Source organism: Microcoleus sp. FACHB-68, assembly GCF_014695715.1.
Classification (GTDB): Bacteria; Cyanobacteriota; Cyanobacteriia; order Cyanobacteriales; family Oscillatoriaceae; genus FACHB-68.
Map to the genome: position 1 here is coordinate 221874 of NZ_JACJOT010000018.1, position 12149 is coordinate 234022.

The 12149-nt window shown below is 49.3% G+C and carries 12 protein-coding genes and 1 riboswitch; of the genes, 6 read left to right on the forward strand and 6 right to left on the reverse strand.

Annotated features, from left to right (window positions below):
* Window positions 1-81: 81 nt before the first annotated feature.
* Entirely contained in the window at window positions 82-201 is a 120-nt protein-coding gene (locus H6F73_RS24690) for a photosystem II reaction center X protein (protein ID WP_190761414.1), read from the reverse strand.
* Between the two features lie 269 nt (window positions 202-470).
* On the opposite strand from H6F73_RS24690, the gene H6F73_RS24695 reads away from it, so the two are divergent.
* Window positions 471-755: a YggT family protein gene (locus H6F73_RS24695; RefSeq protein ID WP_190666491.1), complete on the forward strand. Its 285-nt coding sequence runs from the start codon at window positions 471-473 to the stop codon at window positions 753-755.
* A 62-nt stretch (window positions 756-817) separates the two neighbouring features.
* Here the strand turns inward: H6F73_RS24695 and accC are convergent, their stop codons facing one another.
* The 3 genes from accC to H6F73_RS24710 all read right to left on the reverse strand — a co-directional run bounded on the left by accC (window position 818) and on the right by H6F73_RS24710 (window position 3915).
* A complete protein-coding gene (accC, locus tag H6F73_RS24700) occupies window positions 818-2164 on the reverse strand; it encodes an acetyl-CoA carboxylase biotin carboxylase subunit (protein WP_190761415.1) in 1347 nt (448 codons plus the stop codon).
* Window positions 2165-2424: 260 nt separating this feature from the next.
* Complete coding sequence (gene smpB / locus H6F73_RS24705; RefSeq protein ID WP_190761416.1) at window positions 2425-2892, reverse strand: SsrA-binding protein SmpB; 468 nt, start codon at window positions 2890-2892, stop codon at window positions 2425-2427.
* 108 nt (window positions 2893-3000) lie between these two features.
* Window positions 3001-3915, reverse strand: coding sequence for a hypothetical protein (locus H6F73_RS24710; protein WP_190761417.1), 915 nt, complete (start codon window positions 3913-3915; stop codon window positions 3001-3003).
* A gap of 175 nt (window positions 3916-4090) precedes the next feature.
* Window positions 4091-4179: riboswitch (Glutamine riboswitch) on the forward strand.
* A gap of 35 nt (window positions 4180-4214) precedes the next feature.
* Between H6F73_RS24710 and H6F73_RS24715 the strand changes: the two genes are divergently transcribed.
* Window positions 4215-4526, forward strand: a complete 312-nt coding sequence (locus H6F73_RS24715) for a DUF4278 domain-containing protein (RefSeq protein ID WP_190761418.1) — start codon at window positions 4215-4217, stop codon at window positions 4524-4526.
* 298 nt (window positions 4527-4824) lie between these two features.
* On the forward strand, window positions 4825-6609 hold the full coding sequence (locus H6F73_RS24720) for a tetratricopeptide repeat protein (protein ID WP_190761419.1): 1785 nt from the start codon (window positions 4825-4827) through the stop codon (window positions 6607-6609).
* 64 nt (window positions 6610-6673) lie between these two features.
* On the opposite strand, the gene ispD is transcribed toward H6F73_RS24720, so the two are convergent.
* Complete coding sequence (gene ispD, locus H6F73_RS24725; RefSeq protein ID WP_190761607.1) at window positions 6674-7369, reverse strand: 2-C-methyl-D-erythritol 4-phosphate cytidylyltransferase; 696 nt, start codon at window positions 7367-7369, stop codon at window positions 6674-6676.
* Between the two features lie 164 nt (window positions 7370-7533).
* On the opposite strand from ispD, the gene H6F73_RS24730 reads away from it, so the two are divergent.
* From H6F73_RS24730 to H6F73_RS24740, 3 genes are all read left to right on the forward strand, one after another.
* Window positions 7534-8505, forward strand: a complete 972-nt coding sequence (locus H6F73_RS24730; RefSeq protein ID WP_190761420.1) for a glycosyltransferase family 9 protein — start codon at window positions 7534-7536, stop codon at window positions 8503-8505.
* An 89-nt stretch (window positions 8506-8594) separates the two neighbouring features.
* On the forward strand, window positions 8595-9191 hold the full coding sequence (locus H6F73_RS24735; protein WP_190761421.1) for an HAD family hydrolase: 597 nt from the start codon (window positions 8595-8597) through the stop codon (window positions 9189-9191).
* A gap of 742 nt (window positions 9192-9933) precedes the next feature.
* On the forward strand, window positions 9934-11490 hold the full coding sequence (locus H6F73_RS24740; RefSeq protein ID WP_190761422.1) for a peptidoglycan DD-metalloendopeptidase family protein: 1557 nt from the start codon (window positions 9934-9936) through the stop codon (window positions 11488-11490).
* A 135-nt stretch (window positions 11491-11625) separates the two neighbouring features.
* Here the strand turns inward: H6F73_RS24740 and H6F73_RS24745 are convergent, their stop codons facing one another.
* Window positions 11626-12111, reverse strand: a complete 486-nt coding sequence (locus H6F73_RS24745; RefSeq protein WP_190761423.1) for a CRR6 family NdhI maturation factor — start codon at window positions 12109-12111, stop codon at window positions 11626-11628.
* Window positions 12112-12149: the final 38 nt, after the last annotated feature.

Consider the following 12149-nt stretch of genomic DNA (forward strand, 5'->3'; position numbering starts at 1 on the left):
AAAACCCCAGTTATTTAGTCCAGGCCAGTTTTTTTAGTTATGGCCCTTGGTGATAACTGAGGTTTTTTAGGCCCAGATGGTTTAGGAGCGCCGAACCTTATCTTTTTGGCTAATAAAAAGCAGACCGACGGTTGCTGGGATGAGGACAATTACAGTTCCCCACAGCAGACTCCACAAAAAGTTAGCGAGTGAAGGTGTCATAAGTTCTGGGTTCCTTATTTAGAAAAATTTCTTTAATCTTGATTTTAATCATTTGTTACACCATTGAGAAGCTATTCGAGCCGGCAGTTATCTAAGCGCGGCGTGAATCTGGCCGACTTATCGCACCCGATGAGCCTGAGCGTCTGGAGTTTAGGAGTTAAATCCCTTTATTATTACTGGCGCTAAATTCTTGAATGGGCTGCCGGCTCTTAGGGAAGATACAATAAAAGATGAAAGACAGTTACAAAACTTAAGAATTTCAACTGCCCATGACTGCTGCAACGATTGCGACCTGGATTCTTGGCCCCTTGCTGGCCGTGATGACGTTATTATTTATTTTTCGGATTGTTTTGACTTGGTATCCCCAAGTAAATCTCAACCAAATGCCCTTTAATTTGGTTTCGTGGCCCACTGAACCGTTTTTGGTGCCGGCTCGTAAAATCGTCCCTCCCATTGGTGGGGTAGATATCACCCCGATTATCTGGGTGGGTATTTTCAGCCTGATCCGGGAAATTCTTTTAGGTCAACAAGGCTTGTTAACGATGTTGCGTTAATGGGGCATAGGGCATAGGGCATAGGGCATGGGGAATCGAAAAAATTAATTCCCCATCACCTATTATTTCCCCATCATCTGCTCAACAAAATTGGTGTAGACATCGCCTTCTATGAAAGCCGGGTTCTCTAGTATTCTTTGATGGAAGCCGATTGTGGTGGGTAAGCCGGTGATGGCACACTCCCGCAGCGCCCGCTTCATTCGCTGGAGTGCGCCGGCTCGATCCGGTGCCCAGACAATTAATTTGCCAATTAAAGAGTCGTAGTAGGGCGGAATTTCATAATCCGTATAAACGTGGGAATCCATTCTCACGCCGGTGCCACCGGGAGGCAAGAACCCTGTAATGCGCCCTGGAGAAGGACGGAAGTTGTGATCGGGGTCTTCAGCGTTGATACGGCATTCGATGGAATGGCCACGTAGCACCACTTGATCTTGGGTGAGTTGGAGTTTTTCACCTTGGGCGATTTTAATTTGCTCGGCGATTAGATCGAGTCCGGTGATCATTTCTGTAACGGGATGCTCGACTTGAATCCGGGTGTTCATTTCCATGAAGTAGAAGTGACCCGAATTGTCAAGTAAAAACTCCACCGTGCCGGCACCGATGTAGTTGATCGATTTAGCGACTCTAACGGCTGCCGCCCCCATTTTTTCTCGCAATTGGGGGGTGAGGGCTGGGCTAGGGGCTTCTTCTAAGAGTTTTTGATGCCGGCGCTGGATAGAGCATTCGCGTTCGCCGAGGTGGATCACGTTGCCGTAGCTATCCGCGAGAATTTGAAATTCGATGTGGCGGGGACGTTCGATGAATTTTTCAATATAAACGCCTGGATTGCCAAAAGCGGCTTCTGCTTCACCTTGGGCGGCTTGGAATAGTTTAGGCAGTTGGCTTTCTTCTCGCACCAGGCGCATCCCGCGTCCACCGCCGCCGGCAGTGGCTTTAATCATCACGGGATAACCAATTTTACCGGCAATTTCCTGGGCTTCCCGTTCATCCGTCAGCAATCCCTCACTTCCAGGCACAGTGGGAACGCCGGCACGTTGCATGGTTTCCTTGGCGGTGGATTTATCGCCCATCGCGCGGATGCCATCTGGGGAAGGGCCAATAAAGGTGATTTGGTGATCGGCGCAGATTTCAGCAAATCGAGCGTTTTCGGCTAAAAACCCATACCCTGGATGAATCGCAGTGGCGTTGCGAGTCAGGGCGGCTGAAATGATATTGGGGATATTGAGATAGCTTTTGTTACTGGGGGGTTCACCGATGCAAACGGCTTCGTCAGCCAGTTGGACATGGAGGGCGTGCCGGTCAATGGTGGAGTGAACCGCAACAGTAGCAATCCCCATCTCTTCACAGGTGCGGAGAATGCGGAGGGCGATTTCCCCTCGGTTGGCAATCAAAATTTTGGAAAAACGCATTGGCCAGCTTTGGGTTCTGTCTGAATTGGCATGGCGTCTAGAGACTGAGTCTGAGAGTTTCAGAGGCAGTGGCAGGACGCATTGCTATCGGGTGGGAAGATGGGAGCGGCATTGGGATGCCAGATCGTTAATCGTACCATGCGGGAGACAATGGCTTGATGGTGGGGTGAGGGAGGCTGTCAGGCAAATATTTTTAAAGCCGGCAGGGGTCTGCTTTTGAGCGTTCTTCATCTGTGACGCAGATAGCGCGAATAGTGGGATTAATAGCGCTTCATGGCCCGTTCCATATCTCGCTTGTCTTCCCGGCGTCTTTCATCTTCGCGTTTGTCGTGTAGTTTTTTACCTTTGCCGAGGGCGATGTCAATTTTGACCCAACCGCGCTTGAAGTACATTTTCAAGGGCACGATGGTTAAGCCTTGCTGTTCGACTTTACCGATTAATTTGCGGATTTCCTGCCGGTGCATTAGCAGCTTGCGGGTGCGGCGGGGGTCGTGATTAAAATATTGGCTGGCTGTTTCATAGGGCGAGATGTGGACGTTGATCAGCCATGCTTCTCCGTTGCGAATTAGGACGTAGCCATCTCGCAGGTTGACTTTGCCGGCACGGATTGATTTCACTTCGGTGCCTTTGAGTTCAATCCCAACTTCGTAAGTTTCTAAAATTTCGTAAAGGAAGCGGGCTTGCCGGTTATCGCTAACAATTTTGAATCCTTCGTTTTTTTCTGCCATCAGTATTTCTTTCGTGGTTTGTTGTTATAGCTGCTTGAGAGAAAGGTTAGGGGTGAAGATAAAATTGCGATTCTTTCTGGCCCCTAGACCTAACCTCTAGCCTTTGTGTTAGCGTTCGCGGGTGATTTTATCTACGCCTAACTGAGACCGGCCTGGAAGCGCCCAGCGACCTGTGGCTTTGCTGCCGTTAATCTTATAGTCTAAAACACCGAAATCATCTTTTGGCCCCCAGCCGACTACGAGCCAATCGCCCGAACGCAAGCCAACTCCCCGATAGGTCTTGTCATCGACTGTCCAAGAAAGTTGGTAGGTGTCACCCGACCGGCTGATGTTCATACGTCCATTGTATTCCCCGCCAATGTCCTTGCCGTTAATTTCGTACTCACCCTCGATTTTGTCTTTTCTGCCGCCGGTGGCTGTTTCTCTGCCGACTTTGCCATCTGGGGCTGTATTGTAAGTCCACCTCCCCTCTAAGGTGCCGTCTGATTGAATTTCATACAGCAGCACTCCATAAACTTCCCCTTCGGGTGCCCAGCCAATAAACAGGTGGTCATCTTCTAAGAATCCCAGTCCTGTATACTCGCCCTCTGAGGTTTTCCAAGAGAAAGTGTATAAGTTGTCAGCGCTGCTTTGGGCTTCTATTTCTGCGGTGCCGGTGTATTTGTCGCCCTCAAGGTTTTTGCCTTCGGTAATTTTCCAGGTGCCTTCTATCTCATTCTCGTTTTCTGACCGGCTTTGCGCTAAATAAACGGGTTTTGAGGTTTCTATTTGTGCCGGCAGTCCTTGAGCCTTGGTGTTTTGGGCTGAATTATTTGAGGAATAAAGGGCACCAGCCGGCTTGAGGGCACACGCCAGAATTAGCGTCATGCTTCCTGTAACTAAACTCGCTGCTATTTGATTTCGCTTCATAGTGTCTTTGGGTTTTAAACGGTTTCTGGGAAACTTTCGGCAATCATCGCCCACAGGGCTAATGCCGGCATCGGGTAAGTTGAGGCGAATTCCCCTGACTCTGATGTGTCGCACGATATGTGGACGGCAACAGTGCTTGATGAGTTGCCCTTGCGAATCTTCTGTTGCGCGTTTCTGTGCCCGGATCTACCGATTTTGGGGAAATTGCCGGTCTGGAAGCGCAATTGTAAAGTTTTGTCAGAAGATTGACATTTTTCCAAAAAACGGTAACAATGAATACAGAAAGTAAATCGTTCATCTCTCGTTAGCTCATCAGCAAGTCGCTGCACAGAGACACAAGAGAGACGGAAGTAGGGAGTAATCCCGAAGGAACGCGCCTCAAGTCACCCCATAAAAGTTAAGAGGCGAATCCCATGACATTGACATATCGCGGAATCAGCTACGACTACACCCCAGCAGCCGTTGAAACAAACGAAGGCGAACTGGCCGGCAAGTATCGTGGGCTTGATTGGAGATTTTGCAATACTCACAAAGAATTGGTGCAGCAACCCACCGTTGAGCTGAAGTATCGCGGTGTTGCTCACACAACAGATTCAGAGAAAAAGTCAGCGCTGTCTACTACAGAAAAAGCTCGCACTTTGATGTTGGATCGTCAGCGTGCCGGTCAAAACCGCCAGCGCTCACTGTTGAGCCGCGTTGCCTCTGAGATTGGTCTGGCTCTGTAAGACTTTCAAGGCTACGCAAACTCCATAGAAGCCAAACATGATCGATGAGTGTTCTTCTGTGGCGTTCTCTTCAGTTAATAACTAAAGTTTGTCAAACCACTCATTCCTATCAGCACCCCCGTTGGGGGTGTTTTTTTTTGCTCAGGCAATGAGTGTTTAACTCGCATTGTGTCCCGGCAGTAGGAGAGTGACGCCGGCAGTTAAACAACGATTTGCTGATTACATTCGTGAGGGTAGCGATAAGATGATAAAAAACTCTTTCCAGTTGTGATAGCCTCAGCACCGGAGTCCTGCCTTTATGTCTAACCCCGTCAATGTCACAGACACCCGGATTGACCAAGGCCAGCCAGAGTCTTCTACTGCGATTGTCCACAATGTAAACCAAAGCCGGCGCAGTCGCAGAGATCGCCGGCGCAATCGGCAATCGATTGATCTGGGGCGACCTCTGGAGCAATTAATTGGTTTGACCAATTCGCTGGTTTCTAAATTTAGCGGAGAAGTCTCCGACTTAAAGCAAGGCAACAAGCTGTACAGCCGGGGCAATTATGAAGCAGCAATCACAGCTTATGAAAAAGCAGTGCAACTTAAGCCAGAGTTGCATCCAGGGTGGTTGCAGTTGGGTAAGGCATGGGAAAAATTAGGCCGGTATCAAGAGGCAGTTGCTGCTTACGACAAAGCACTACAACTCAAACCGGATGACTTTTCGATCTGGACATTTCGCGGCAAATCGCTCTACCACTTGCAGCAGTATGAAAAGGCAGTGGCATCGTTAGATCAGGGCATTCAAATTAACCCAAACCGCTATGAAGCTTGGTATTACCAAGGCCGGTCATTTGATGCGCTGCAACAGTACCAAGCGGCGGCGGATGCCTATCGCAAAGCCAGCCAACTCCAGCCCGATGTACACGGCGTTTGGTATCATCTCGGTTATGCCCTACAGCAAGTGCAGCAGTTCTCTGCCGCAGCCGATGCTTATGACCGAGCTCTTCACCTCAAGCCGGATGATTTTGATACCTTGTTTCATCGAGGTGCGACGCTGGTGATGGTGAAGCGATACGACGCTGCAGTGGCTTCCTATAACCGGGCACTTCAACTTAACCCGAATCATATAGAGACTTGGCTGAATCGGGGGCTGGCTTTTGAAAAGTTGCAGCGCTATACAGATGCTGTGGCTTCCTATGACCAAGCGATTATTATCCAGCCGGATGTTTATGCGGTTTGGTTTCACAAAGGGATGGCGCTGAAGCATCAATGGTATGAGGCGGCGCTGGCGTGCTTGGATAAAGCGATTGAATTGCAGCCAGAAATTCCCCTGGCATGGCATGGCCGAGGTTTGACGCTGGTTGCAGCGGGACAATATGCGCCGGCACTGTCTGCTTTTGATCGAGCAACGAAACTGAATCCAAATTGGCCGGATGCTTGGGTGGGTCGGGGTAAGGCGCTTTATGGATTAGGCCGGTTTAAAGATGCGATTGTTGCCTATAGCAATGCCATTCAATTACGGCCAGATTTTGCTGAGGCATGGTTTCAACGCGGCGAAGCCTTGGAGGCACTTGATCGATATGCAGAAGCGAGCGCAGCTTATGACAAAATCATTCAATTACACCCAAATGATACGGATTGGGTTTCTCGCTGTTGGTGGAAACGTGCTCATGCGCTAGAGCGACTAGAGCGTTATGAAGAGGCAGCGAACGTTTATGACGAATTAGTGTCACTGCTGCCCAATGAGCTGGAACCGAGGCTAAAACGCGCCCGTGCGTTAGAAGAGCAGCAGGAATATGCGGAAGCCTTGGCGACTTACGATCAAGCTTTGGCAAAATGGCCCAATCATGCCCCACTCTGGGTAAAACGCGGCCAACTGTACAGTTTAATGTCGATGCACGCAGAAGCTTTGAGTAACTACGATAAGGCGATTCAACTCCAGCCGGGTGAGTATGAAGCTTGGTTGAAACGCGGTGAGGTACTCGAAACGTTACAGCGATATAAAGAGGCTGTCAGTTCCTACGGGATTGCAATGGAAATTAAGCCGAATTGCACTGAAGCTATTAAAAATTACCAGCGGGTAATGAGTCAGCGCATATAACCGGCTCAATTTTTGTGAGCTACCGTGTACATACACGTTGGATATAGACCAACCGGCAGTGCCCCTACTCAGGCTTGAGCAGGCGCTGGCGTAAGATAAATTCTGCAATGGCCAAATCCACCGGCGTTGTGACCTTCAAATTCGTTTCTTCTCCCGGCACAATTCGCACCGGCAAGCCACACATTTCAAATAAAGCGGCATCATCGGTTACTTCCCAGCCTTCGCTTTGCCCGCGATCATGGCACTGCTTAAGAAGTTTGACATCAAATCCCTGCGGTGTCTGGGCGGCCCACAGATTCCGCCGATCCGGTGTGTGCTGAATTACTTGCGTTGCCGGCTCGACGACCTTAATCGTATCCTTCACCGGCACCGCCGCAATCAGGCCGGTGCAATCGAGGAGGGCGTCAGCACAGCGATCAAATAACTCAGGAGTCGCCAAACACCGCGCCCCATCGTGAATTAGTACCCGTTCTGCATCTGCCGGCAGCGCTTGCAACCCGTTGTAAACCGACTCTTGCCGCGTCGCACCACCCTGAACAAACTCCACCGGCACCTGCAACGACAACGTTGCCAGAATCGCCTTAAAATCTGGCCAATCCTCTGGCTGACCAATAATCCCAATCCAGCTAATTTTGTCAGCAGCCTCAGCAGCTTGCAGCGTCCAGGCAATTAACGGTTTGCCCAGTAAAGTTAGCAAAAGCTTATTCCGATCGCTCCCCATGCGGCGTCCCATTCCTGCCGCTGGAATTAATAAATGCACGCTTTGTTCCTCGAAAACGGCTACAGGTAACGCACCATTAGTCATCGCTTGCGGGTCATTGGCAGAGGAATTCGCACAACAGAGAGCCGGCAGATAGCAACAGACAACGTACAAATTACCTATCAACCTATAGAATAAGACTTTGGCAAGCTCAATCAACCACAATGCGAATACTGGCACTTGTCCCCGGTGGAATTGGCGACCAAATACTCTTTTTCCCCACGCTGGACGACCTGAAGCGGTCTTACCCCGACGCTCAAATTGACGTGATTGTAGAACCTCGTGCGAAAGGAGCCTACCGCGTTTGTAAGTTTTTCCACGACAAGTCTCTTCAGCTAATTGCGTTCGACTTTAAAGATCGCAATGGACTGGCTGATTGGGGAAACCTGCTGGGCATCATGCGAGATCGCGAGTACGAAGCTGTGCTGTCTTTGGGACAGCGCCCCAGTGTGGGGTTACTGCTTTGGCTGACGGGAATTCCCCAGCGCATCGGCTACGCCGGCATCGGCAGTCCGTTTCTCACCAATCCTGTTTCTCTCAAAACTGAGCAATATGCAGCCCAGATGTATCACGATCTGCTGCAAGGGTTCGGCATTACCACTCCTTGTCCAGAGTTGGCTGTAACTTTGCTTAAGGAGGATATTCAGTGGGCGGAACAGGAACAGAAAAAGCTGGGAATTCAGGAAAGTGGCTATGTGATCGTTCACGGCGGTTCTAGCCAAATGGCCCTATCGAAAGGTCTTGACAAAATCTATCCTGCTGCAAGCTGGCAGAAGATTATTCAAGATTTGCAGCAGCGACAGCCGCAGTTGCCGGTAGTAGTGATTCAAGGGCCAGAGGATGAGGCGTTGATTACGCAGTTGGTACAGTCAAATCCCAATCTCAAACTGACTGTTCCAGCGGATATTGGAAAGTTGGCGGCGATGATTGCCGGCGCAAATTTGATGCTGTGTACTGACAGCGCACCGATGCACCTGGCTGTAGCCGTTCAAACTTATACGATTGCTTTGTTTGGCCCCACCGATCCGCAGAAATTGCTGCCGGCTAACGATAAATTTATCGGCATCAAATCTCCGACCGGCAAAATGGGGGATATTTCCCCGAAAATGGTGCTGGACAAAGTTTGGGGAAGCTAGTAGCGCCTTCTCGTGCTGAGTGATGATTTGTCCTTTGTCAGCACTCAGCGATTAGCAATAACGAATCACCGACTAACGACCATTGGAGTATGGATAAAGCACAAAGGACAGCGGTATTTCTTGACCGGGATGGTGTGTTGAATGTAGAAGCCGGCTATCTCTACCGGGTGGAGGATCTGCATTTAATTGCCGGTGTGGCTGAGGCGGTGCGCCGGTTAAACGACCGGCAAATCTTTTGCTGTTTAGTTTCCAATCAATCTGGCCCAGCGCGGGGTTACTACCCGGCAGCTCATGTGGACGCTTTACACCGGCGTCTTTGCCAACTACTGGAATCCGAAGCCGGTGCTCGACTGGATGCGCTCTATTACTGTCCTTACTTAAGCGCACCGGAAGGCGGAACCGATCCTGAGTTTACCCGGTGGAGCACTTGGCGCAAACCTAATACAGGGATGCTCGTCGCTGCCGCGTGGGAGCATAATCTGGATTTGAGCCAGAGTTTTATGGTGGGTGACAAGGCAACGGATGTTGATATGGCCCATAATGCCGGCTGTACTGGCATTTTAGTGCAAACCGGCTTTGGCGAACGCGTGCTTGCCGGTGACTACCAGCACCATACGAAACCCGACTACATCGCCCAAAATTTACCCATTGCCGTTGAATGGATTTTAAATCGTATTTGTACTTAGTGCTCAGCTCCCGCTTTCGCCTCTTGCCTCAGGCGCTGTTTTCCGTTTCCACCGATCTCTTCAACCACAGAGCCGATAAAGCAACTTTTTCATAGCTATAAAAACTCATACTGTTTAGCTAACCAATATGCTACTTTTACAGATATTTTGAATGATTTTATTAATAAGTCAAAAAAAAGATCAGGGAATTTACTGATAAAAATTTCTGCATTTGGATAGACACTATTAAATGTTACATTTAGCTCTCAGTGAAGCCGATCATAGTTCTTTAAGTATTTAAACTACATAAAGACAGGAGCCGTCTAGAGTCTAGATGTATAGCTGCGCTAAAACTGCTGAGGGGACATCAGCAAAGCTAGACTGAGTAGAGCCTCATCCTTGAGACGACATTCGCCAATCACTAAATTTGACAAGAAATCGTATCGCCCCTGGAAGAGCGAAGGCTCTGAAAATGCCACCTTAATTCTAAAGAATCACGATTTTTCCAGAATCATGAGCAACATAGGTGTCAGTTAAGAGTTAGGTGAAGTGGCAATCAATCGGGTCATCAAAAACTGTTAGCCCTCAAAAAGCGAAACAGATGGAAAACACAAAAAAACTGAAGACAGCGTCACATCAACACTCACTTCATTAAATAGAGCCGGTTACGTTGATTTTGAACTTTTCTAAGCTCCTCGGTGCATCTGCCTAGACTGGTTTGCCCAGTCAGATTAAGTGCTAGTCAGAACAGGAGAATGCAATCGTGGAACACGCTACGCCAGGTTTTTCAGATGCCGGTCATAAAGATCGTCCTTCAGCGGCTTTAATTGGATTGGCAATTTCGATGGGGGCGTCTAGCCTGATCGTGCCTCAACAAGGTGATGCTGCCTATGCAACTGAGCCGGCAGCACCCGAACTGACACGGGTTATCCTTTACACACCCGACTTGATTCCCGCCTCGCAGAGTGGCACGCCTCAAGAGAAATTGACAGCCACAGAGTTAATCCCAACAGTCCCCGTCAGGGAGTCGTTTAATGCCGGCGTTCAGGTGAAGTTTAAAGATTTGATACAGTCTTCTGGGAAACTAGCAGATCAACCGGCTCTCAAAACTGTAGTGCCTAGGGTTGCCGATAAGACTGAATCTCCAGCTACAGTCCTTCCTGCCGCTGCCATCACCGCTCAACCGGCACCGGCAGTGCTGACAGTACCTGTCGTAGAGGTAACCCCCAATATTGTGCTTCACAAAGTACAGCCCGGAGAAACACTCTCGTCCATCGCCAGCGCCTATGGGGTTTCTTTAACAGAGCTGCTCAAGTTTAATGAGTTAAGTGATCCGAGCCGGCTCGAAATTAATCAAACTCTCAACATTCCTCAAACAAGTGCGATTCGTTCTGACTTTTCGGAAACAGCCTCTGATGAAAGTAGTAATCAGTCTGTAGCCGGCACAACTTTAGCAGCAAGTTCAACTTCTATTGCCAGCGGGTATGCTAACTCTCTCGCCTCCCAAAGCGAACAACCCAATCAGAAATACGTTGAGAATTTAAGAGCGGATCTGATGAGGCTTCGGGAAAAGTATCAGGTTCACAAAGACAGAAATCAAGCCCATCTGCCGGCACAAGAAGTGCAGGATGCCCAGCAGCCGGTGGTAGTGCCGGCGCAGAGAAATCGCTCTGTATCTGCCTCTGGTTTCTCTGCAAATTCCAACACCTCACAGGCACAGATTCAAAAGCTGCGGGAACAACAACGGGAACTTGCATCAAAAACTCAAAGTAGCGCTTGGGAAACCGCAGTTGCTGAATCGACAATTGAACCACAACAGATTGCAAAAGCCTCTCTTGGTTCCGAACTGTACGAATCATTAATGAACCCTTTAATGAATTCGCCACAGTTACCGCCCCTCAATTCTCCAGACACATATTTACCAAAAAGTCCAGCTTATTCTAATGGATATAACTGGCCGGCTCAGGGAGTTTTGACTTCAGGTTATGGCTGGCGCTGGGGGCGGATGCACGCCGGCATTGACATTGCTGGTCCCATCGGGACACCCATTGTTGCTGCTGCTTCTGGGGTCGTTACTTATGCCGGTTGGGATGAAGGGGGCTACGGCAATTTAGTAGAGATTCAACATCCTGATGGCAGCATGACTCGCTACGCTCACAACGACCGGATTTTAGTCAGCCAAGGTCAGCAAGTCGAGCAAGGTGAGCAAATTTCTGAAATGGGCAGCACAGGCTTTAGTACCGGCCCTCACTTGCACTTTGAAATTCATCACCCTGGCGGTGGGGCGCAGAACCCAATGGCTTATTTGCCGCCGGCGTAGTTTGTTGCGGAAGAACTGAAGAGTGAAAAACGCAATCGGTTCTATTCACTCTTCATTACAAATTGGCAATTGCCGGATTAGTCGCGCAGGATATTGCGAAAACTTGACAGACAACTCTTTATATCTAGGAGTTAGTCAAGAATTGGGATTGCTAATTAAGTCAAATAACGACTCGTCCAAGTCATAGCCGAGGGTTTGAGCCATCGACATCAACTTAGATTTGCTGGGGACACCCTGCCGGTGCAACCAGTCGGCGCTTGCAAAAATTTTCTGCATTAAGAAAATTTCTAAAGCTTCTGGGTTAAACTGAATTCCCTCAGTGCGGTGGAACTGGTGGGGTACCAGCATTGCCACATAACGAGCTAACTCACCGGCTTTCCAATCTAGCAAAATCGGCAACCAGGGATAGCGAGCGTCTAAGCGAATAAACCACAGCCGCAGTTCCGGGATTTCTGAAAGTTCTCGCGGATCTTCGGGTTCTCTGGGATAGTCAATTTCAAAGCGCAGCTGCCCATCAGCCGAAAGCGCTGGCAACTGGAGCAATGATTCAATCGCAGTTTGAGCCGGCGACAGATCCAACTGCTGCAAGCACTCCAAATTAAGCGGGATGGTGATGGCCATGAAAACAACGGAAAGAGGGAAAAACAAGAGGCGAAGAT